The organism is Caulobacter vibrioides OR37, from assembly GCF_000372645.1.
Lineage (GTDB): Bacteria > Pseudomonadota > Alphaproteobacteria > Caulobacterales > Caulobacteraceae > Caulobacter > Caulobacter vibrioides_E.
The window spans coordinates 1-21,930 of sequence record NZ_APMP01000028.1 but is presented as its reverse complement, the minus strand read 5'-3'; the positions used below and the strand labels follow the sequence as shown (position 1 = coordinate 21,930).

Genomic DNA, 21,930 nt, shown 5'->3' with positions numbered 1-21,930 from the left:
CAGCTTCCGAAGCAATCTCGAAGATCGAAAGGCCCTGCGGCGAAACGGCGCGGGTCTCCCCGTTCCGGGTTCTGACGTTCTGAGACGGCCTACTTCCCCGCTTCCTTCGCCTCGTAAAAGGCCCGCAGCACGAAGAAGGCCGGCTTGCGGCGACCGGTCGGCGAGACCAGACCCTTGCGGTTCCAGCCCTGTTGATAGATCGGGTGCTGGCGGCGGGGCGCGCGGAAGTCCTTCAGGATCCAGGGCGACATGCCGCGAAGGGTCGGGATCGCCCGCGCCATGGCTAGGGTCTTCTCGTAGTACGCCTTTTGGAATTCTTCGGAGAACTTGCGCTTCAGCACCGGGTCGCTGAAGCCCGACAGGGCGTCGGCCCCGAATTCGGAGAACACCATCGGCTTGTCGGTGGCCTTCCACGTCATGGACGGCAGGTCGTCCAGGGCGTCGTCGGTGTACCAGCCGTTGTAGGTGTTGGCCGCCAGCACATCCAGCTTGTCGGCCAGCGGGTCGTTCAGCCCGATCACAGGATGGCCGTCGACCGTCTTGCGGTCGGTGAGCAGGGCGGCGGTGACCAGGCGCGTGTCGTCCAGGGCCTTCACGTCGTCGACCAACTGGCCGAGGAACCGGTTGCGGAGATCGGTGATCGGGGTCTCGTTGGCCACGCTCCACAGGATGATCGAGGCGCGGTTGCGGTCGCGGCGGATATTGTCCGCCAGCATCCCGCGCGCCAGGGCCAGGGTGCGCGGATTGCCGAAGTCGACCAGCCAGTAGACCGGGATCTCGCTCCAGACCAGCAGGCCCATCTCGTCGGCCAGGCGGGTGGTGATCTCGCTGTGCGGATAGTGGGCCAGGCGCACGAAGTTGCCGTGCAGCCCGGTCTTGACCTCGCTAAGCAGCGCCCGCGCCCCGGCCTCGGTGATGGTGCGCGCGGGGTTGTCGCCGAACTCCTCCTCGTGGACCGAGATCCCGCGCAGGAAGATCGGCTTGCCGTTCAGCAGGATCTCGCTGCCCTTGGTCTCGATCGTGCGGAAGCCGACGCGGTCGCTCAGGTGGTCGTCACGGGTCTCCACGGCGATGTCGTAGAGCTTGGGCTTGTCGGGCGACCAGCGCACCAGCGCCTTGGGCGCGGCGGCCGAGGCGTTCAGCACCCCGCTCGCGTCCGTCCGGCCGGTGACGTCGAGGCCGAGCTCGGCGACGCGAACGTGCACGTCCTGACCCGCCGCCTGGGGGCCGTCCAGCTTGACGGTGGCGGCGATGCGGCCGTCGCGGGTCAGCCGAACCCACGCCTCGTCGATGAAGGTCCCGGGGGTGATGACCAGGCGCATGGGCCGGGTGATCCCGCCGTAGTTCTCCCAGTCGGTGACCGGCGGGGGCGCGCCGTCGGCCTTGGGCGTGGAGTCCACCCCGACCGTGAGCTGGTTTTGGCTGGTCCGCAGGACGTCCGTGACCTCCATCGAGAACGGCGTGAAGCCGCCCTCGTGCTCGCCGACCGGCTTGCCGTTCAGATAGACCTTGGCGGTGTAGTTGGCCGCTTCGAAACGCAGGAAGGCGGCGCTGGCCGGGCTTCAGGGCGGGCGCGTCGAAGCGGCGCTCGTACCACATCAGGCCCTGGTAGTAGCGCAGGGTCGGGTCGTGGCCGATCCAGCCCTGGGGCAGCACGGCCGTCGGACTCCGGTCCATGTCGTATTCGTAGAGCGCCGTCGGCTTGGCCTTCAGCAGGGCGTCGACGTCGACATCGTCATAGCGCCGATGCCCCGCGCCGGGCGCGCCCCGGTGGAAGCCCTCCAGGCCGTCGCGATAGGGATCGACCGAGTAATGCCAGGTTCCCGACAGGTCGCGCCCCTCGCGGGTGTCGGCGCGGGTCAGGGTCGGCGAAGAGGCGTTCGCGCCCAGCGGCGCCAAGAAGATCAAGGCGCACGCCGCGCCCAGCAAGGCCCTCAACACCATCGCTTCCTCCCACACCCTTCGGCTTGTATGGCGCTTTTGAAGCACGGGTATGGTCAGGGCGCAATGAAAATTGGCCAGGCCAATTTGGATGACAAAACGGCCCGACCGTGAGGTCGGGCCGTGAAGGTGGGATCTCTCTGGAGTTCGTTAGAAGCTCTTGCGGACCGTCACGCCGTAGGTGCGCGGCTGGGACGGATAGCCGCTGTAGCTGCCGTCCTGGGCCACGGTCGGGAAGGCCGAGATCAGGTACTTGTCCTTGGTCAGGTTGCGCGCCCAGAACATGATGTCGATCTGGTTGGCGCGGTTGGTGACGCCGATGGAGGCGTTGACCACGTTCTGGCTGTACGAGTTCAGGTTCGGCGGCACGGTCTCGGTCAGCTGGGTCTTGCTGACATAGTCGTACTCGACGCGGGCATAGCCCGAGTAGTCGTTGCCGAAGTCGTGGTTGATCGTCGCCGAGCCCGAGACGGTCCACTTCGGAATGCCGGCCGGGGTGTCGCCGGTCAGGTTGCGGAAGTTCGGACGCAGGCCGGTGGCCGGGTTCACCGGGCAGCGGGCGGTGTCGTAGTTCACGCAGGCCGCGCCGGTGAAGCTGTCATAGACCGGATCGAGATAGGTCGCCGCCGCCGTCAGGTTCAGCCAGCTGATCGGGCGCCAGGCGCTGTCGAACTCGAAGCCCTTGACCGATTCCTCGCCGGCGTTGACCAGGCTGTAGCCCAGGCCCGTATAGGCGTTGGACTGGAAGCCCTTGATCGACTGCTTGAACACCGCGACGTTCGCGTAGCCGCCGGTGAAGCTGGTCTTCACGCCCAGTTCGTAGACGTCGACGTTTTCCGGCTGGGCGGTGCGGCCCACGCCGTTGGCGTTCGGCGGACGGCTGTCCGAGGACAGGTTGTAGGCGCCGGCCTTCCAGCCCGTGGAGTAGCTGACATAGGCGTTGATGTGGTGACCGAAGTCATAGGCCGCCCGGATCGCGTAGGTGACCTTGTCGCCCTTCAGCTCGCCCGACTCGGTGGCGTTCGGGAAGTTGACCGGCGCGTGGTTGGTCGTATTGGCGTAGAAGAACTGCAGCGCGCCCAGGGCCTGATACAGGTTGCCCGGCAGGCCGATCGCCTGGAACTGCGGCACGGCGGCCAGGTTCAGCGCCGAGAACGGATCGTTCATGACCACGTTCGAGCTGGCCTTCTTGTCATCCGACAGATAGGCGAGGCCGCCGGTGATCGTCAGCTTGTCGGTGACCTTGTAGTCGGCCTGGCCGAAGATCGAATACGACCGCTGGGTCATGCTGTAGTAGTCGTTCAGGCCTTGGCCCGCCTGGAAGTAGGTCGAACCCGGCTTGACCAGGGTCGGCGTGGCCAGGCTCTGCAGGAATTCCAGCGCGTAGAGGTTCGACTTGCCGGTCAGGGCCGGGCGCAGCGTCGGGGGCAGGGCGCCCAGCAGGGTGGCCGGAACCGCGCCCGACAGGACGTCGGCGTAGGAGCGGATGTCCTTGCCGTAGGTGATGGTGCGGCCGGTATCGAGCTTTTCGTGCTCGTAGAAGCCGCCGATCAGCCAGTTGAGCGGGCCGTCGCTGTTCGACGCCAGGCGGACTTCCTGGGTGAAGGTCTTGATGTTGTTGGCGGTGCGGTTGTTGGAGATATCCGCGCCCGAGAAGTCGATGTCCTGGAACGAGGCGTTCTTCTGGTTCCGGTAGGCGGTGATCGAGGTCAGCTTGGCGAAGCCGAAGTCATGGTCGATCTGGCCCGACACGCCCTTGCCCGACAGGTCGTTCGACGGGTCGGTGTTGAACACCACGTTGTAGCTGAAGATGTCGTTCGGATTGCCGATCTGCTTGCCCAGCACCGCGCCGATCGCCTGGGTGGCCGGGCCGTTGTAGATCTGGGCGACCGCGCAGCAGGTTTCCTTGATCTTGTTGTAGTCGGCGATGATGCGCACCGAGGTCTTGTCGGTCGGCTCCCACAGCACGTCGCCGCGCACCGACCAGCGGTCGCGGGTGTTGACGTCGTTGCCGGTGATCACGTTGGTGAAGAAGCCGTCGCGCTTGTTCAGGCTGCCCGACAGGCGGATCGCCAGGGTGTCGCTGAGCGGGGTGGTGAAGGTGCCCTTGATCTGCTTCTGGTTATAGTTGCCCATCGTGGCCTCGACCTTGCCGCCGGTCTCGAACTGGGGCTTCTTGGTCACGATGCTGATGGCGCCGGCGGACACGTTCTTGCCGAACAGGGTCGATTGCGGGCCGCGCAGCACTTCGATGCGCTCGACCTCGGGAAGGTCGTCCAGGGCCGCGGCCGAACGCGAGCGGTAGACGCCGTCGATGAAGACGCCGACCGAGCTTTCGATGCCGTCGTTGCCGTTGCCGTTGCCGAAGCCGCGGATGACGAAATTTGTCTGGCCGGTGGCGTTGAACTGCGAAACCTTCAGCGAGGGCACGACCGACTGCAGGTCGATCAGGTCCTTGACCTGGGCGCGTTCGATCGTCTGCTGACCGGTGACGGCCACCGAGATCGGCACGTCCTGAAGGGTCTGTTCGCGCTTGGTGGCGGTGACGACGATCTCTTCGATGGAATTGTTATCGGCAGCCTTCTGTTGCGCGAAGGCGGGCGAAGCGATGGCGAGCGCCAGGGCCGACACCCCCAGCAGGTGGACGTTTCTCATACCTAACTCCCTGTTTATATTTATTGATCGCCGCGTTTCTTCCCGCCCCAGCTCGAGCAATCCTGGGGTCTTCCGTGGGAAGGGCGGTCGTGATGACGTAGGGGAAGGGCGATCGGGGCCGGATCGCCGCCGTGCTGGCCTGGAAAGCCGAGACGGACGGTTGGGCCAGACCTTCAGTGCAGACGCTTTGCGTCATGTTTTCGCCCCAGCACGCCCGGTCTTGCATCCCGCGCGTGGCTACGCCGATTTTAATATGACCTCGATATTTTAGCGCAAGTTAGAATTTATCGGATTGATCCAAATCGCGTTCCGGATCAGCGTCACATTTCGGCGTTCGCTCGACGACAGAATCGAGCGCGCCGCGCGGAGGAGAGAGCGCGATTGGCGAAGGGTGCCGACCCCTCGGCCCTGACGGACGACGTCAGGCCGTTGGCGCAGAGCGAGAAGTCGGTCAGGAAACGCGAGGCGATCCTGCGGGCCGCGATCGAGATCATCAACGCCAGGGGCTTCGCCGCCGCGACCATGACCGACATCGCCGCCGCCCTCGATCTGAAGGACGCCGCGCTCTACTACTACTTCCCCAACAAGCAGGCCCTGGCCTATGCCGGTCACCAGCGCTCCCTGGAGCGGTTCGAGGCGCTCCTCCTGCGCGTCGACGCCGACGGCGGCACGGGGCTCTGCAAGCTGCGCCGCTTCCTGCGGGCCTTGCTCGATGACGCGGTCGACAACGGGCCGCAGCTGTATTTCGGCGACAACTCCTATCTCGACCCCGACCAGCGCCTGGCCATCGAGACCTGGGCGGCGCGTCTCTCCAAGCGCCTGGAGCGCTTTTTGGAGGAGGGCATGGCCGACGGCTCGCTGGCGCCGTGCGAACCGGAACTGGTGGTCCAGCTGATCCTGGGCATGTTGATCTGGCTCACCAAGTGGGCCCCGGGCACGCCGGGCCTGACCAACGAGCGGCTGCTGGGCGCCATCGAATCGATGGCCCTGAACGGGCTCGCCGGCCCCCGGGCCGGGCGGGAATAGGCCCTCCCGACCGCCTGTTCGGCCGCGTTCGGCCCCCGGTATGGCCCGTATCGCGTCTTTCGTCGGGAACGCGCTTGCTACCGGCCGGCCCCTGAGTATATTGCGCGCCTTCCCGCGCCGGGGGTCTCAACCACCTCCGACCCGAGTGCGCTGGTGAGGTGGCCGAGTGGTTGAAGGCGCACGCCTGGAACGCGTGTATAGGGGAAACTCTATCGAGGGTTCGAATCCCTCTCTCACCGCCACCTCTCTCTTAAATATTTGATTATCTTATTTATTTTCTCGGAATCGGGAATATGGCCCCGCCTTGGGTCCTACTTGCGCTCTACGCTAGCTAGCGGGTCCCCGCCGCCGCCTTCAGCGCCGCCAGCTGCCCGTCGATCATGATCCGGTTCGGATCGTGCCCCGTGCGCGGCAAGAGAACCCAGGTCTTCTGCGGCGCCTCAATTGCGTCGAAGTACGGCTTGGAGACGTCGGGAGGCGTCACGAGGTCGGCCTCTCCCTGTAGAATCCAGATTGGCATGGCGAACCTTGTCCCCAGCTTTCGCAGATCGATCCGCGGCCCCATGCCATCGCCGTGCAAGCCGACAAAGTTCAGGAAGGAGTAGTCCTCGCCCGCTGTGTAGTCGGCCTCGTAAGCGGGGGTGTCGTAGCCGGGACCGAAAGCGAACCAGTCCTTGGGCGGCGCCTCGGCGCCCTGAGCCTCGTACTTTCGAGTGATGCGGCGCAGGATTCCAAAGGCGCGAGGATCCGTCCAAGGCGGCGGGCCCAACGGCTGCAGCTTAGCAAGGGATTCGGCATCGCCCGCGGCCTTCGCCAACGCCAGGGTCTTGGCGTAGCTGGCCTGCATGTCCAGTTGATAGTTTACCAGCTGGGCCGTGCCGACATAGGCGCTGAACAGCTCTGGCCGCGCCATGGCGATGTTGACGGCCAGGGCCGATCCCCACGAGCCGCCCATCAGGATCACTTGGCGCTTGCCAAAGCGCTGCGCCGCGTAGCGCGCCATCTCGACCCCGTCTTCGGTCAGCCGCGCCATCGTCAAGGGCTCATCCTCGGCGGGCTTGTTCTCGCCGTAAGTCTTTCCCGCGCCGCGTTGATCCCATTGGACGACGGTAAAGTCCTTGGCCCAGCCGCCGAATAGATTGTGGGCGAAGGGGGTGTTGGGGTTGCCGGGTCCGCCGTGAACGATCAGCACCACCGGATTGGCGCAATCCTGGCCGTCCACCGTGACCCATTGCCGGATGCCGCCGATCTGGACGAAGCCCTGTTCGCTGACGGGCCGACCTGGCGCGCGACAGGCGGGATTGAGTTCCGTCGCCCAGCTTGCCTCATTCCCGGCCATCAGAGCCATGATCGCCGTTGCGACCGCCCACAGACGTTTCATCGAGCCCCCAAGGTTCATCTCTCGCCGAGCCGTGGGGCAAGTCGGGCCGCACGGCAAGAGCGCCTTCGCCCAGCGTTAGCCTTCCCGAACAAGTGCTGGAAGTGCGGTTCCCAGAGCGGTCCCAACGGCGGCGACGGGCGCGATCGGGGCGCGGCGTCGGCAGGGGCGCGGCGGCGATCAACGAATAGTTTCAAACCGGGGCGGGGGAATTTTCGTCACGCTGCGTCTTCATACCTTGGGTGCGTCCACTTGCGGCGGGGCGCCGAGAGAGGCGACGTGACGGAGGGCGGGTTGTGAGGCGGGGAGGGCGTCTGGCCGCGGTCGATCCGGCCTCGCTGGCGAGCTTGGCGCTGTCCTATCGCCAGCCGCTTCTGCGGTTCTTCGCCCGACGTTCGCTGACGCCAGAGGCGGCCGAGGACTGTGTGCAGGACGTCTTCATGCGCCTGGCTCGCGTCGCCGATCCTGGTGTCGAGAACTCCGAGGCCTATCTGTTCAAGGTCGCGCGCCACGTTCTGATCGATCGCGCCCGGCGCGCCAGCGTCCGCTTCGAGGGCATGCACGATCCGATCGCCGACCTACAGCTGGTCAGCTCCGAGGGCTCGCCGTCGCGGATCCTGGAGGGCCGCGAGGCGCTGGAGCAGGCCGCCAAGGCGCTGCGCGAACTGCCCGAGCGAACCCGCAATATCTTTCTGCTGAACAGGCTGGACGGGCTGACCTATACCCAGCTGGCCGCGCGGTACGCCGTCAACGTTAAGGTCATCGAACGCGAGATGAGCAAGGCCTTAAGTCACCTTCGTCAACGGCTGCCCGATAATGACCGACGCTGAGCGCACAGAAGGGGAAGCGGCGGCCTGGGTCGTGCGTCTGCACTCGGATCAGCGCACGCAGAGCGACCAAGAGGCGTTCCGCGCCTGGCTCGACGCCGACGCGGCCAATGTCGAGGCCTTCTCGGCCCACGTGGCGATCTGGGACTCCGTGGCGGCCTGGGGCGATGACCGGGAGGCGCGGGAAATCCTGCAGTTCTCGCCGTTGTGGTCCGGCTTTGGTCGGCGGGTGGCGAAATGGGGCGTGTCGATCGGAGGGGTGGCCGTCGCCGCGGCGCTGGTCGTTTTCGTGTCGGGCGGTCTTCGGCTGTCGCAACACTATGCCACCGTACCGGGCGAGCTGCGCACCATCTCGCTCAGCGATGGCTCGACCCTGCTGATGAACACCGACTCCAAGGTCAGCGCCCGGTTCAGTCAGGGCGAGCGGCGGGTCTATCTTGAGCGGGGACAGGCTTATTTCCGCGTGGCCAAGGACAGTCACCGCCCGTTCCGCGTGTTCGTCGGTCACGACGAGGTTCGCGCCGTCGGCACGGCGTTCGAGGTCCGGCGGATGGGAGACCGCGCCGAAGTGGTGCTGGAGGAGGGGCGGCTGGCCATCTTCCGCGGCGTGGAGCAGGCGGCCGACAAACCACTACTGCCTACGCGCGCGGCGTCGACGCCGCCAAAGCCTTTGCTCTACATGACCGCCGGCGAGGCGCTGGATCTCGCCGATCGGACCCCGCCTGTCGTGCAGCCGGCCAATGTCGTCCAATCCAGCGCCTGGCGTTACGGCCGCGTGGTGCTGGACGAAACCCGGCTGGAGGACGCCGCCGCCGAACTGAATCGCTATGGCGGTCCGCGCATCGTCCTGTCTGATCCGCGCCTCGCCGATATCCGCATCAGCGGCGTCTTCCATACCGGGCGGCCTCGCGACGTGGTCAGCGACGTCGTCCGCGCCTTTCCCATCAAGGTGGTCAAGGACGATGGCGAGCAGATCGTCCTGGCCATGGTCCCGTCGGCGAGCCCCGCCGACGCCCCGGCTGTCGTCAAAAATTCACGGTGAGTTTCCAGGGGTAGGTTCGTCGGACTGCGTCTTCCCAGCTGCCGGCAAAGGCCGGAGACGGGGATGATCATGCAGTACAAATTCTTGTCCGCCGCCCTGGCGGGCGTCTCGGCTTTCGCCGTCGGTCTGTCGGCGCCTTCCGCCCACGCCCAGGTCCAGGCGCGCGCCTTCGAGATCGCGCAGCAGCCGCTGGGCCCGGCCCTCCGCGCCTTCGCCCTGCAGAGCGGCAAGGACATCGTGTTCGATCCCAAGCTGGTGCGCGGCAAGAGCGCGCCGCCGCTGAAGGGCCAGTACCTGAACGAGGAAGCCCTGCGCCGGCTGCTGGCCGGCTCGGGACTGACCTTCGAGGGCTCCGCGACCGGCGGCTTCATCATCCGCGCCCTGGCGACGCCGGGCGCCGACGCCCGATCGGGCGAAGATGTCGCCGACATCGGCGGTGTCGTGGTGATCGGCCGCCGCTCCGTCGAGACGCCGCGCGACCAGATCAAGCGCTTCACGTCGGGGATTTCGGATTCGGTGACCGTCGCCGACATCGAAAACACGCCCGACACCACGCTGCCCGAGGCCTTGGACCGCGTGGTCGGCGTCAGCGCCGACAAGTATTACGGCACCAGCGACGGCGGCTATGTCTCGATCCGGGCTTTCGATTCCCGCTACAACAGCATCGACATCGACGGCAATCCGATCTGGTTCAGCAGCCAGAACAACCGCGGGGCCCAGATCGGCGTCTTTCCATCCTCGATGGTCAAGGAAACCAGCGTCTACAAGACCGTGACGCCCGATCAGGACGGCAATTCGGTCGGCGGGCACATCTCGCTGCGCACCCTGCGGGCGTTCGACGGCGGCGGCCGGCCCTATCTGTCGCTGGGCGGGCGCGTCGGCCGTTTCGACCAGGAGGGCGCTGTCGCCTCGGGGCCGTCGATGCGCCTGTACGGCGCGGGCAAGGCCACCTTCGGCCCCGATCGCCAGTACGGCGTGGTTGTCGGTTTCAACGCCCAGCGAATGCGCAACGCCGACAAGTACGGCGGGGTGGACGCCTATACGCAGGTGAACGGCGCCGACCTGGTCAACAACAGCAACGTCTATGCCGACAGCGCCTACGACAAGGACGTCAAGAACCTGGTCGGCTACGCCAAGGTCGAGCTGCGCAAGAACGACGGCCTCTACGCTTTCCTGTCGGGGACGGTGATCGACGACAAGCGCCGCCAGTATCTGCAACGTGAAGGCACTTACATCTACCAGACCAACGGGCGCACGACGAACTTCAGCGACGGCGCGGCCGACTTCAACAAGGCGGTCGGCCAGACCAAGGAGTACGACTACGACGGCAACCGCAAGGCCAAGATGCTGGGCGGCGGGGTGGACTACCAGATCGGCGCCGGCGGCGTCCTGACGGTGCGGGGCAACTATACGGACTTCCGAAACGACCTGATCACCCGTTACCCGGAGACGTTTCAGTTCAGCAACCTGTCGGGCCACTACGACCTGAACGGCGACCTGCCGACGATCCGCTACGACAACCCGGCCGCCTACGCCGACCCGACCAACTGGGTCAACCGCAACACCACGGCGTCCTATGTTCGCGACCAGAACCTGAGGGACAAGGTCACGGCGCTCAGGGTCGACTACAGCCAGAACACCTTCGCCGACGCTCGTGGGTTCGGCTTCGCCGCCGGCGCCAGCTGGACGCGGCTGGATCGCCGCTACGACCAGAACCAGGACAACTATCTGTTGCCCAAGGGAACGACGCTGCGCCTGTCGGACGTGATCGATCCCGGCGCGACCATGGCCGGCAACGCCGCGATCAAGATGAACTGGGACCGGTTCTGGACCTATGTCTACGCTAACGGGATCAAGACGACCGACCTCGCCCCGGCGTCGGACTACGCCCTGGTCGAGGACGTCGCGGCCGGCCACGCCGAGGCCTATCTCAGCGGTGATCGCTATCGGGTGATCGCCGGCGTTCGCTACGAGACGACGCACGACGTGGACGACACCGGCGACACGGTAGGCGGAGTCTCCACCCCGTCGCATCGCACGAACCGCTATGGCAATTGGATGCCCAACATCCAGGGCAGCTATGACCTGACGCCGCGCCTGAAGCTGAAGCTGGCCTTCACCAAGACGATCGGCCGACCAGACTTCGCCGATATCGCGCCGGGCCGGACGGTGGGCGTGGACGCCAACGGCAATCCGGTGATCAGCGGCTCGAACGCGCAGCTGGGCCCGCGCCTGTCGACCAACTACGACGCCAGCCTCGAATACTATCTGAAGGACGGCTACGTCTCGCTGGCGGCGTTCCACAAGGATCTCGACCACGAGACCTTCAACGAGAAGACCGTAACGCTGGACGCCAGCGGCGCCGTGATCCTGACGCGGACCACGCCCCTGAACAGCGGCAGCGCCCGGGTGACGGGCGTCGAGGCGTCGTTCGCCAAGCGGCGGCTGGAGTTCCTGCCGGGCCCGCTCAAGCGCCTCGGCCTGACCGCCAACTACACCTGGCTGGACAGCCGCTGGTCGGTGGTCCTCACCGACGGGACGGTCCGCAGCATCAACTCGCTGCGCAACCAGCCCAAGTACATGGGCAATGTCGGCCTCAGCTACGACCTCGGACGGCTGGACCTGCACCTGGACTATCGCGTCCGCGGCCGGGCCTTCACCACGACGTTCGGGACCACGCCCGCCGGCGACCAGTGGATCAAGGCCAGCGACCAACTGGACCTGCAGGCCAACTGGCGGGTGCGGCGCGACCTGCAGCTGACGTTCGAGGCTCGGAACCTGACCGACAGCTACACGACCATGACCACGGGCGTCACCAACGCCATCTACAACAGCGTCGGCGGCGGCAGGAGCTATTTCGCCGGCTTCAAGTATCGCTATTGAGGCGGGCGTCATGACCGACCATCGAGACGAGGCGTCGCGGCGGGCCTTCCTGGCCGGGGCGCTGGGCCTGACGGCGACCGCCGAGCTGTGGCCCGGCGCCCTGGCGCGGGCCATGGAGACGCCGGCCGCCCATCGCACCGGCACGATCCGCGACGTCGAGCACGTGGTGATCTTCATGCAGGAGAACCGCTCGTTCGATCACTACTTCGGGACGCTGTCGGGCGTGCGCGGCTTCGCCGATCGGCGGCCCTGGACCCTGCCGAATGGCGACCCGGTCTGGCGCCAGCCCGACGGAAAGGGCGGGGTGGTCACGCCGTTCCGCTTCGACGCCGAGGGCACGAACTTCCCGGTGATGAAGAGCCTCCACCACGATTGGGCGACCGGCCACGCGGCTTGGAACGCGGGGCGCTACGACAACTGGGTTCCGGCCAAGGGCCCCCTGACCATGGGCTATCTGGCGCGCCCGGACATCCCCTATCACTTCGCCCTGGCGGACGCCTTCACCGTCTGCGACGCCTATTTCTCCTCGCTACAGGGGCCGACCTGCCCCAATCGCCTCTATCTGATGACGGGCTGTGTCGACCATCACGGCAAGGGCGGCGGTCCCGTGATCGCCAACATCGACATCACCCAGAAGCCCGACGGCGTCGTCTTCGGTCCCGAATGGCGGACCTATGCCGAGCGCCTGCAGGACGCCGGGGTGTCGTGGCGCCTGTATCGGCAGGGGGCGGACCTGGCCAGCGACGACGACAGCGACGGCGGCATGAACACGCTGATGGCGTTCGAGCGGTTCCACACCGCCCGCCCCGGCGATCCACTGTATCAGGCCGGCGTCGAGCCTCGGCGGCTGGAGCAACTGAAGGCCGACGTCGAGAACGACCGCCTGGCCCAGGTCTCGTGGATCACCCCGCCCCGGGTCTTCTGCGAGCATCCCAACTGGCCGCCGGCCTATGGCGTCGAATATCTGGCGCGGATCCTCGACGCCCTGACCTCGAACCCGGACGTCTGGAGCAAGACGGTGTTCCTGGTCATGTACGATGAGAACGACGGCTTCTTTGACCACGTGGTTCCGCCCGTTCCGCCGTTCAGCCGCGCCGAGGGGCGCAGCACCGTGGCGACCGACGACGAGCGCCATCCGGCGACCGGGCAACCCTACGGCCTGGGCATGCGGGTGCCCATGTTGGTCATCTCGCCCTGGAGCCGGGGCGGCTGGGTATGTTCGGAGGTTTTCGACCATACCTCGGTGATCCGTTTCCTGGAGGCGCGGTTCGGCGTCCACGAGCCCAACATCAGCGCCTGGCGGCGCACGGTTTGCGGTGACCTGACCAGCGCCTTCGACTTCAAGACCCCGAACGGCGAGCCGCCGCGCCGCCTCGCGACGATCAGCGCCGATCTGGCCTTGCCGAACCAGGCCGCCTTCAACGCCTACAAGGCGGTGGTGGGCAAGCGGCCCAAACCAGTCGTCCCCGCCAGTCCGCCCCAGCCGGTCGCGGAACCAGGTCAGCGTCCCTGGCGGCCTTTGCCTTACGATCTGGCGGTGGACCTGAAGTCGGAGGAGGAGGGTGTCGTCCTGACCTTCCGTAACGCCGGCAAGGCGGGGGCCAGCTTTTACGTGAATGATCGACTTGCGCCCGAGACGCCGCCTCGGCGGTTCACGGTTGGGGCCGGTCGGTCACTTTCGGATCGGTGGAAGGCGATCGACGGGCGCTATGCGCTCGTCGTGCACGGGCCGGCCAGCTTCTATCGCGCGTTTGAGGGCGGTGACGACGACGGGCTTGAGGTGCGTCTGCGGACGTCGGCGGACGGCGGGGTGAGGCTGGATTTGAGGAACCGGACGGCGCACCGTTTGGACCTGGCTGTTCACGATCACTACGCGCCCAAGTCGCGGAGCATTTCGATGGGGCCCGGCGCGAGGCTCGCTCGTCTCTTTGACCTCAGGCAGAGCGCTCGGTGGTACGACCTGACGATCAATACAGCGGGGCTTAGCTATCGCTTGGCGGGACACGTCGAGTCCGGGGAGGGCAGCCTCAGTGATCCCGCCGCGGCGCGCTGAACAGCTTCGCTGTCGGCGTTCCCGATTTCGAACCGAATGTCCAACCTTTGGAAACGCGCCAAAGACAGCGATTGGCGCATTGCTTCGGTCGAACTGTTCCGCGCTCCCGCGGGACGCTAAAGGAAGCCCCTGTTCCAGGCCACCAGCGGCCGGACGGGGGAGAGCGTGCTCTCCTTCGAAAGGTCGCCAGACTTGGCGACCTAGATGTGAGCTCTCAATGGGTTGTCCATCCGGTCCGGACCCGAGAAGCTGTGGTTGCGAAGCTACAGAACCTCAGGAGAGGATCGGATGAACGTGCATAAGAATGCCCGTCTGATAGCGCACAGTCGAGCCGAGGTGGGGCGGCGTGTGTTGGATGAAGGTCAATTGTGGAGGGCAGTCGCCACAAATGAAACGGGTTGGTCTCTTTCGGGCGGACGGCGGATTTGACTCGCGATGCGAGCGCCGTCGATCGCGGACGGCCGTCGCCCGTCCGGGTCAGGTCAGCCGGTAGCGTTCGGGCGTGATAGGCGGCGGCAGGTCTTCGCGGCCGAGGGAGAACAACAGTTCGCGCTCCACCATGCGGGCCATGGCGTCGAGCGGCAGATCATTGTCGTCATGGCCAAAAGGGTCCTCCAGCTGATCCCCAAGCGCGTCGAGACCGAAAAAGGTGTAGCTGACGATCACGACCAGCAAAGGGGTCCACCATCCCAGCGTCGGCGCGAGGCCGAACGGCAGGAGAACGCAAAACAGAAGCGCGGTGCGATGCAGGAGCAGCGAGTAGGCGAAGGGCAGCGGCGTGGTCTTGATCCGCTCGCACGCGGCCTGCACGACGCTGAGCTCGGACAGTTTGGTTTCGAGCACCGAGTAGTGAATATCCGAGATCGTCTTGCTGGCGGCTAAGCGCAGACATTCGGCGCCGACCTCGGCCAGGACGGCGTCTGTCGGATTGGGCGCCGCCCGCCACGCGCGATGTTGGACCCAGGGCGCGATGGCGGCGATTTCGTCGCTTTCCCGCAACCGCGCCGTGAGGCCGTGGGTGAACCCGCAGACCCCGGTCAGCAAGGCTTCGCGCGTCTCCTTATCCAGCGTCGCCGTCTGCCGAGCGAAGGATCGCGAGGCGATGATCAGTTGCCCCCAGAGTTTTCGGGCCTCCCACCAGCGATCGTAACAAGCGTTGTTTCGAAAGCTCATGAAGATCGAGAGCGACAGCCCGATCAGCGCGAACGGCATCGTGCTCAGATGGATCATCTGTCGCGGGAACTGGATGTGGAGCAGTATCGCCAGAAAGGAAATCGCGGTCAGGGCGACGAGGCGGGCCGCGATTTTCGGAATAATCGAACCGTGGATCGCCAGCAGAACATCTAGAGTTTCCGGCCTGTCCCTGACGATCATTACCGAATACCTCTTTTTTCGTTGTGTTCGGCTTACGGCACAAAACGCGGGCTAGCCATGCGACATACTGGAGCAGGTGATAGCCCTGATTCGAATTAAATAATTGATATTATTAAATATTTAGTGCGGGCGAGCGGCCTGGAAATGCGGTCAAGCCCAGCTCGATGGCGTCGGCGGAGGCTTTTCTCGCGCGTCGTGTTCAGGGCTTGCGACGTTTGGACGCGTCCGCCTGGCCGCGTCTTCGCTTGCGAGGTTCGAATTCCAAGCCAGAACTAAACCTAGAACAGCAGAAGCCTCGCTCGACCGGATTCACGCGATCTCTCGGCGGCGCGAGGTTTACAAAGCGGATTGGGGAGAGCTTCAAACGATGCGGCCGCGTTACCGGCTCGCGCCTCTGTGGGGCGCCGTCCTGAGCTTGCCAGCGGGTTTCGCCGCGGCGGCCGACAATGCGTCCCCCTCGGCCGTGTCGCCCGTCGTGGTGGTGGGCGTCACGCCGCTCGGCGCCGGCGTCGACGCGGACAAGGTGGCCGCGCCCGTGCAGACCGCGACGGGCGAGGATATCGACCGAAGCCATGCGCTGGATCTGTCGGCCTTCATGATCCGCAAGCTGCGCGGGGTTTACGTCAACGATATCCAGAACAATCCGCTGCAGCCGGACCTGAACTACCGGGGCTTTACCGCTTCTCCGTTGCTGGGCACGGCGCAGGGCCTGTCGGTCTTTGTCGATGGCGTTCGCTTGAACCAACCTTTCGGCGAGGTCGTCAGCTGGGACCTGATCCCCCGCCAGGCTATCGCCGATATGGCGCTCGTCCCGGGCTCCAATCCGTTGTTCGGGCTGAACGCGTTGGGCGGCGCGATCTCGATCCGCACCAAGGACGGCCGGCGCGACCCTGGCGGCATGGTGCAACTGAGCTACGGCTCCTACAACCGACGTCTGGCCGAAGCCGAGATCGGCGGCGCGTCCGGCGCTTTCGACTGGTATGCGACCGGGTCGGCGTTCAAGGACAAGGGCTGGCGCGACGCCTCGCCGTCCAACGCCACGCAAGGGTTCGCCAAGCTTGGCTGGACAGGGGATCACACCCGGCTGACGCTTTCCGGCGCCTACGCCAATACCGATCTGACCGGCAACGGCCTGCAGGAGCAGCGCTTCCTGTCGCGCGACAGGGCGAGCGTCTACACCAAGCCCGATGTCACCCATAACCTGTCGCGTCTGGTCAATCTGACCTTCGATCACGACGCGGGCGGCGGGCTGGTCCTGTCAGGCAATCTCTATTTTCGCGAGATCCACACCCGCACCCTTAACGGGGATATCAACGACGACTCGCTGACCGAGAGCGTCTATCAGCCCAACGCCGCCGAGCGCGCCGCGCTGGCGGCGGCCGGCTACGCCGGGTTTCCAGTTTCCGGCGAGAACGCGGCCAACACCCCGTTTCCCTCCTATCGCTGCATCGCCAACGCGTTGCTGAACAGCGAGCCGAACGAGAAGTGCAACGGCCTGCTGAACCGCACCGGCGCGCGTCAGCGCGAAGGGGGCGTCGCGGTTCAGGCCGCCTGGCGAGGAACCCTGGCCGGGCGTGACAACATGTTCGTGGCGGGGGGCGGCTACAGGGAAAGCCGAGCGCATTTTCTGCAGTCGTCGCAATTTGGCTATCTGACCGCGGACCGCGGGGTGATCGGCGTCACGGGCCCCGGGGCCTTCGCCGATGGAACCCAGGATTCCGAAAACGCCTTCGACGCTCGCGTCGACCTTTCGGGCAGGACACGGAGCTTCGGCGCCTATGCCGCCGACATCCTCCAACTGACCCCGGTCCTGTCGGCCACGCTGTCGGCGCGATACGATGTCGACCATGTGCGCGATCGCGACGCCATCACGCCGGGCGGCGGCCCCGGTTCGCTGGACGGCTCGCCGAGGTTTTCACGCCTCAATCCGGCCTTGGGGCTCACCTGGAAAGCCTCCGCCAGCCTTACGGCCTATGCGAACCTGAGCCAGGGCGGACGAGCGCCGTCGGTCATCGAGCTGGGCTGCGCCGATCCCGCGAACCCGTGCCGGCTGCCCAACGCCATGGCCGGCGATCCGCCGTTGAAACAGGTTCGGACACGCACGGCCGAGCTGGGCGCGCGCGGCGCGTTGTCGGGCGTCCATTGGACGATCAGCGCCTTCCGGGCGGACAATCGCGACGACATCCTGTTCGTCGCCGACGACACGGCCGGCTATGGCTATTTCAAGAACTTCGGACGCACGCGTCGGGAAGGCGTCGAGCTGGGCCTGGAGGGGCGCCATGGGCCGGTGTCCGCCAGCCTGAACTACACCTATCTGCGCGCCAACTACCGCACCGCGGAAACCGTCGGCGGGGCGGGCAACAGCACCAACGACATCGGCCCGGGTTTCGCGGGCAACATCCAGATCGCGCCGGGCGACAGGATCCCGCTGATCCCCGAGCATCTCTTCAAGGCTCAGGTGGACTGGGACGTGACCAGCGCCCTGGCGCTCAGCGCCGACATGGTCGCCCAGAGCGGCGTCTACGCCCGCGGCAACGAGAATAACGCGCACCAGCCGGATGGCGTCTACTATCTCGGCGCGGGCAAGACCAAGGGCTACGCGGTCTTCAATCTGGGCGCGGACTATCGTCCGACCAAGACGGTGAAGCTGTTCGTTCAAGTGACCAATGTCTTCGACGCGCGATACGAGACGGCGGCGCAACTGCGCGCGACGGGCTTCACCGACACGGGCGCCTTCATCGCCAGGCCCTTCAGCGGACCGATCGTCGGCGGCGAGCGTCCAGTGCGCTCGGCCACCTTCTATGCGCCTGGCGCGCCCAGAATGATCTGGGCCGGCGTGCGCTATCAGTTCGGGCGTTAGAGCGCTTTCCGACGAGACGGGACGCTCTAAGTATTTGATTTAGAGCGTCGTTATCGCGTCAAAACGATTCCGTTTCGACGCGCGCGGCTCTAGAGCCTTATCCGCTCGAATGGAATCATCCGAGCGGAAAATAAGGCTCTAAATCAAACATTTAGAGCGTGATAACCGCCGAAACCGCTCACACTTTCGGCTATCACGCTCTAGGTATGGTCGGCGGGAGGGGCGTCCGCGACGCCGCCCCTCTCGCCAATCCTTATCTCTAGAAGAACAGGATCGCGCCCAGAGCCGTGGTGTCCGACTCCGCGCTGTTGCCGTTCTGGGCCTCCGAACGGGTTTTGGTGTATTCGCCGACCAGGTTGATCCAGGGCGTCAGAGCGTATTGCGACTGGAACAGGGTCGAGCTGTTCTTCGAGACCAGCGTCGGGAACGTCTCCCCGCGCGCCGCGCGCAGCCGGCTTTCGCCATGGCTGGCGCCCAGCGAGAGCTTGCGGGTGACCTTGTAGGCGCCTTGGACGTAGTAGCCGCTGCTGTCGCGTTTGCGGCCGTCGGTCGTCGCGGCCAGGATGAAGAGCCCCGTCGTGCCGACGCCGGAGCCATTGTAGTAGTAGCCGATGACGGTCGCCTTCCCAGCCGTCAGCTTGCCGCCCAGATCATAGGCCGAGCCGGTGTAGCCGCCAAAGCCGCTGACGCCGTCGTGCTTCTGGGTCAGGGCGTTGGCCCACAGCTGGCCGCTGAAGCCTTGTCCGCCGAACGCGTAGGTGAGCTTGCCCTGGAAGCCCGGGCTGGAATTGGCCTCGCTGGCGCCGGCGGTGGTCAGGGGCTGGAACACGCCGACCGCCATCTGCAAGCCGCCGAACTTCGGCGAGGTGTAGGTGATCTGCGGTTGGAAGTCGGTGTAGATGTAGCCGACGCCGATCCGCCCGATCGAGGTGTTGCTCGGCGCGCTGTTGCCCGCCGCGGTGCCGACGCCCAACAGGCTCAGATCGTTCAAGATCGCTTCGGAGCCGAACAGGCCGATATCGCGCCCGATCTTCAACTCGCCCAGATCCTTGCGGCCGATGGTCAGATAGGTCTGGCGCGCGTCGATGCCGGAGGTGGAGAGCGCGGTGGGCGACCCCGCCGAATTGGCGCCGCCGATGTTGGAAACGCTGTTGATGCCGGGGTAGAGGCCGAAGTGGGCTCCGACATCGAAGCCGTTCTGGACGCTGGTCACATCCACCTTGAGGAAGCCTGGCAGAAGGCCGTTACGGACCGACGACGTGTTGGGCCCAAGGCTGGCCAGGCCGCCGACCACGGTTGACCCAGGGCCAGCCGTCGCGCCGCTGTCGTGGACATAGAACCCGTTGACCGAGCCGGAAAACTTCACGGTGACGGGGCCGGCCTGGAAGCCGACGCCGCTATCGGTGGTGCGCACGAAGCTGTCCGCCCGCCCGTCGGGTTTGGCGCTGGCGGATGACGCGTCGGCGTTGGGGGCTCGCGCCGACGCGGAGGCGATGGGTTCGTCGACGGCCTTTCGACGCATCAGTTCATCGTACTCGGCCTGCGTCAAAATGCCCTTGGCCAACAGCTTGCCGAGCAGAGCGTCGGTGGTGTCCGCCGCCGCCGAGGACGCCGTTCCGAGCGCGCCCGCAAGGATCGCGGAGATGAGAAGTCCATGCCTTTTCATGATTGTTTCCGTCCCCATGTTTGGAGGAAGTAATTGATTTTACTTCTCTATCGACGTGGCCTCGGCGTCGTGTTCGGCGCGGGCGGCTTGGGTCGATCCGCTAAGCGTGTGCCTTGGGGGCGATAAGCGTCGCCGTGACAGATGGCCCCACGGGAGGGGCCTTCGCCCCGTTCGAGGGCCCGGCTGGGCCCTTGACGATACGGGGCGCGGGAGTGCGATCTTGGCGCGCTCTCGCCGAGCGGAGCGTTCGACCGTTTCCGCGTCTTGGTGGCGAGCCAACGACCATTCATCGGGAGAGCTTCGGGTGTTCAGATACTGTCTCGCGGCGATCTCAAGCGTTTGCCTTCTGGGGGCGGCGGGTCTTGCCCCAGCCCAGACCCGGGCGCCGACCGCTCAGGCGAGCGTGAACCCCGCCGAGGCGCGATCCGGACACTACCGAGTCGATCCCAACCACACGCGCGTGGCTTGGAGCGTCAGCCACAACGGATTTTCGACGTTCCAGGCCATGTTGACGGACGTGTCCGGGTCGCTTGTTCTGGACGTGGCGCATCCCGAAGCCAGCAAGCTCGATATCAGCATCGACATGACCAAGGCGGCTTCGGGGCTTCCGAAATTCGACGAGACCTTGCGGGGCGCATCCATCTTCAATAGCGCCGCCTTTCCGAGCGCGACGTTCAAGTCGACGCGCGTCGAGCGGTATGGAGATCGCGACGCCAAGGTGACCGGGGACCTGACCTTCCTGGGCGTGACGCGACCCGTGACGCTGGATGTAAGGTTCAATCGCGCGGGGCCCGGCTCGGGCGCGCCCGGCTATCGCCTGGGCTTCGACGCCAAGGCCGTGATCGATCGTAACCAGTTCGGGCTTTTGGCCATGCCCTCCATAGGCAACCAGGTGACCCTGGTGGTCGAGGCCGAGTTCCTGCTTTCGGAACCCAAGCTTTAGGAGGCCCCGGTCGCCTCGACCTCTGGGTTGTCTCGAAACTGCACTGTGGGTCGAAATGTCGCGGCCCAATCAAGATTTTCGAATGCTCTAGCGATTGAGTTTTCATGAAGCCCCGATAGGGTTTCGAGCCATTCGAGGCACGCAATACTGATCTCGAACCGCCAAAATATCTGGGGAGCCCCGCCATGAAGACCCGCGCCGCCGTTGCGTTTGAAGCCAAGAAGCCGCTGGAGATCGTCGAGGTCGACCTGGAGGGGCCGAAGGCGGGCGAGGTGATGATCGAGATCAAGGCGACGGGGGTCTGCCACACCGACGCCTACACGCTGGACGGCCTGGACAGCGAAGGCATCTTCCCGTCGATCCTGGGCCACGAGGGCGCGGGCGTGGTGGTCGAGGTCGGCGCGGGGGTGACCAGCGTGGCGGTCGGCGACCACGTGATCCCGCTCTACACGCCCGAGTGCCGTCAGTGCAAAAGCTGCCTTAGCGGCAAGACCAACCTGTGTACGGCCATCCGCGCCACCCAGGGCAAGGGGCTGATGCCCGATGGGACCAGCCGCTTCTCGTACAAGGGCCAGCCGATCTACCACTACATGGGCTGCTCGACCTTCTCGAACTACACGGTGCTGCCCGAGATCGCGGTGGCCAAGATCCGCCGCGACGCGCCGTTCAAGACGTCGTGCTACTGCGGCTGCGGCGTGACCACGGGCGTGGGCGCGGTGACCAACACCGCCAAGGTCGAGCCGGGCTCGAACGTCATCGTGTTCGGCCTGGGCGGCATCGGCCTGAACGTCATCCAGGGCGCCAAGCTGGTCGGCGCCAACATGATCATCGGCGTGGATCTCAACCCCGCCCGCGAGGAATGGGGCCGCAAGTTCGGCATGACCCACTTCGTCAACCCGAAGGACGTGCAGGGCGATCTGGTTCAGCACCTGGTGGCCCTGACCGACGGCGGCGCCGACTACACCTTCGACGCCACCGGCAACACCGGCGTGATGCGCCAGGCGCTGGAAGCCTGCCACCGCGGCTGGGGCGAGAGCATCATCATCGGCGTGGCCGAGGCGGGCAAGGAGATCTCGACCCGTCCGTTCCAGCTGGTCACCGGCCGGGTGTGGCGCGGCACGGCCTTCGGCGGCGCGCGCGGCCGCACCGACACGCCCAAGATCGTCGACTGGTACATGGACGGCAAGATCCAGATCGACCCGATGATCACCCACGTCCTGCCGCTGGACCGCATCAACGAGGCCTTCGACCTGATGCACAAGGGCGAAAGCATCCGGACGGT

Annotated in this window: 13 protein-coding genes and 1 tRNA gene; 9 read left to right on the top strand and 5 right to left on the bottom strand. The window is 65.8% G+C overall.

Annotated features, from left to right (window positions below; translation table 11 throughout):
* Positions 1-89 precede the first annotated feature (89 nt).
* Entirely contained in the window at positions 90-1,502 is a 1,413-nt protein-coding gene (locus tag OR37_RS17110; RefSeq protein WP_235046599.1) for a glycoside hydrolase family 2 protein, read from the bottom strand.
* 589 nt (positions 1,503-2,091) lie between these two features.
* Positions 2,092-4,596, bottom strand: a complete 2,505-nt coding sequence (locus OR37_RS17105; RefSeq protein WP_004622679.1) for a TonB-dependent receptor — start codon at positions 4,594-4,596, stop codon at positions 2,092-2,094.
* 381 nt (positions 4,597-4,977) lie between these two features.
* Between OR37_RS17105 and OR37_RS17100 the strand changes: the two genes are divergently transcribed.
* Complete coding sequence (locus tag OR37_RS17100; RefSeq protein ID WP_004622678.1) at positions 4,978-5,622, top strand: TetR/AcrR family transcriptional regulator; 645 nt, start codon at positions 4,978-4,980, stop codon at positions 5,620-5,622.
* Positions 5,623-5,774: 152 nt separating this feature from the next.
* Positions 5,775-5,864: transfer RNA gene (locus OR37_RS17095), tRNA-Ser, on the top strand.
* A gap of 89 nt (positions 5,865-5,953) precedes the next feature.
* Here OR37_RS17095 and OR37_RS17090 read toward each other — a convergent pair.
* Positions 5,954-7,003 (bottom strand): alpha/beta fold hydrolase, encoded by a 1,050-nt coding sequence (locus OR37_RS17090; protein WP_004622677.1) that lies wholly within the window; start codon positions 7,001-7,003, stop codon positions 5,954-5,956.
* A 293-nt stretch (positions 7,004-7,296) separates the two neighbouring features.
* On the opposite strand from OR37_RS17090, the gene OR37_RS17085 reads away from it, so the two are divergent.
* The 4 genes from OR37_RS17085 (at position 7,297) to OR37_RS17070 (ending at position 13,805) form a co-directional block, all read left to right on the top strand.
* Positions 7,297-7,830, top strand: coding sequence for an RNA polymerase sigma factor (locus OR37_RS17085; protein WP_004622675.1), 534 nt, complete (start codon positions 7,297-7,299; stop codon positions 7,828-7,830).
* Positions 7,817-8,869, top strand: coding sequence for a FecR family protein (locus OR37_RS20835; RefSeq protein ID WP_004622674.1), 1,053 nt, complete (start codon positions 7,817-7,819; stop codon positions 8,867-8,869). The genes OR37_RS17085 and OR37_RS20835 overlap by 14 nt, the downstream gene beginning before the upstream one ends.
* Before the next feature lie 69 nt (positions 8,870-8,938).
* Complete coding sequence (locus OR37_RS17075) at positions 8,939-11,752, top strand: TonB-dependent receptor (RefSeq protein WP_165570627.1); 2,814 nt, start codon at positions 8,939-8,941, stop codon at positions 11,750-11,752.
* Between the two features lie 10 nt (positions 11,753-11,762).
* Complete coding sequence (locus OR37_RS17070) at positions 11,763-13,805, top strand: phosphocholine-specific phospholipase C (protein WP_004622670.1); 2,043 nt, start codon at positions 11,763-11,765, stop codon at positions 13,803-13,805.
* Positions 13,806-14,282: 477 nt separating this feature from the next.
* Here OR37_RS17070 and OR37_RS17065 read toward each other — a convergent pair whose 3' ends face one another.
* Positions 14,283-15,179, bottom strand: coding sequence for a bestrophin family protein (locus OR37_RS17065; protein WP_004622669.1), 897 nt, complete (start codon positions 15,177-15,179; stop codon positions 14,283-14,285).
* A 367-nt stretch (positions 15,180-15,546) separates the two neighbouring features.
* Between OR37_RS17065 and OR37_RS17060 the strand changes: the two genes are divergently transcribed.
* Positions 15,547-18,039 carry a TonB-dependent receptor gene (locus OR37_RS17060; protein WP_004622668.1) on the top strand — a complete coding sequence of 831 codons (2,493 nt, stop codon included), beginning with the start codon at positions 15,547-15,549 and terminating at the stop codon, positions 18,037-18,039.
* 259 nt (positions 18,040-18,298) lie between these two features.
* Here OR37_RS17060 and OR37_RS17055 read toward each other — a convergent pair whose 3' ends face one another.
* The gene (locus tag OR37_RS17055; protein ID WP_004622667.1) at positions 18,299-19,705 is read right to left on the bottom strand and encodes a porin; all 1,407 of its coding nucleotides are present in this window, start codon (positions 19,703-19,705) and stop codon (positions 18,299-18,301) included.
* A gap of 55 nt (positions 19,706-19,760) precedes the next feature.
* Between OR37_RS17055 and OR37_RS22375 the strand changes: the two genes are divergently transcribed.
* Together OR37_RS22375 and OR37_RS17040 are read left to right on the top strand one after the other, a co-directional pair.
* Entirely contained in the window at positions 19,761-20,648 is an 888-nt protein-coding gene (locus OR37_RS22375) for a YceI family protein (RefSeq protein WP_326972926.1), read from the top strand.
* Positions 20,649-20,833: 185 nt separating this feature from the next.
* Positions 20,834-21,930: S-(hydroxymethyl)glutathione dehydrogenase/class III alcohol dehydrogenase (locus OR37_RS17040; protein ID WP_004622665.1), on the top strand; the 1,097-nt coding region annotated here is incomplete at its 3' end.

What these genes read in the sequence shown, in the direction of transcription:
- OR37_RS17055 (WP_004622667.1), bottom strand. Translation starts at nt 19,705, where the DNA reads ATGAAAAGGCATGGACTTCTCATCTCCGCGATCCTTGCGGGCGCGCTC.
- OR37_RS17060 (WP_004622668.1), top strand. Translation starts at nt 15,547, where the DNA reads ATGCGGCCGCGTTACCGGCTCGCGCCTCTGTGGGGCGCCGTCCTGAGC.
- OR37_RS17075 (WP_165570627.1), top strand. Translation starts at nt 8,939, where the DNA reads ATGCAGTACAAATTCTTGTCCGCCGCCCTGGCGGGCGTCTCGGCTTTC.
- OR37_RS17090 (WP_004622677.1), bottom strand. Translation starts at nt 7,003, where the DNA reads ATGAAACGTCTGTGGGCGGTCGCAACGGCGATCATGGCTCTGATGGCC.
- OR37_RS17105 (WP_004622679.1), bottom strand. Translation starts at nt 4,596, where the DNA reads ATGAGAAACGTCCACCTGCTGGGGGTGTCGGCCCTGGCGCTCGCCATC.
- OR37_RS17070 (WP_004622670.1), top strand. Translation starts at nt 11,763, where the DNA reads ATGACCGACCATCGAGACGAGGCGTCGCGGCGGGCCTTCCTGGCCGGG.
- OR37_RS17065 (WP_004622669.1), bottom strand. Translation starts at nt 15,179, where the DNA reads ATGATCGTCAGGGACAGGCCGGAAACTCTAGATGTTCTGCTGGCGATC.
- OR37_RS20835 (WP_004622674.1), top strand. Translation starts at nt 7,817, where the DNA reads ATGACCGACGCTGAGCGCACAGAAGGGGAAGCGGCGGCCTGGGTCGTG.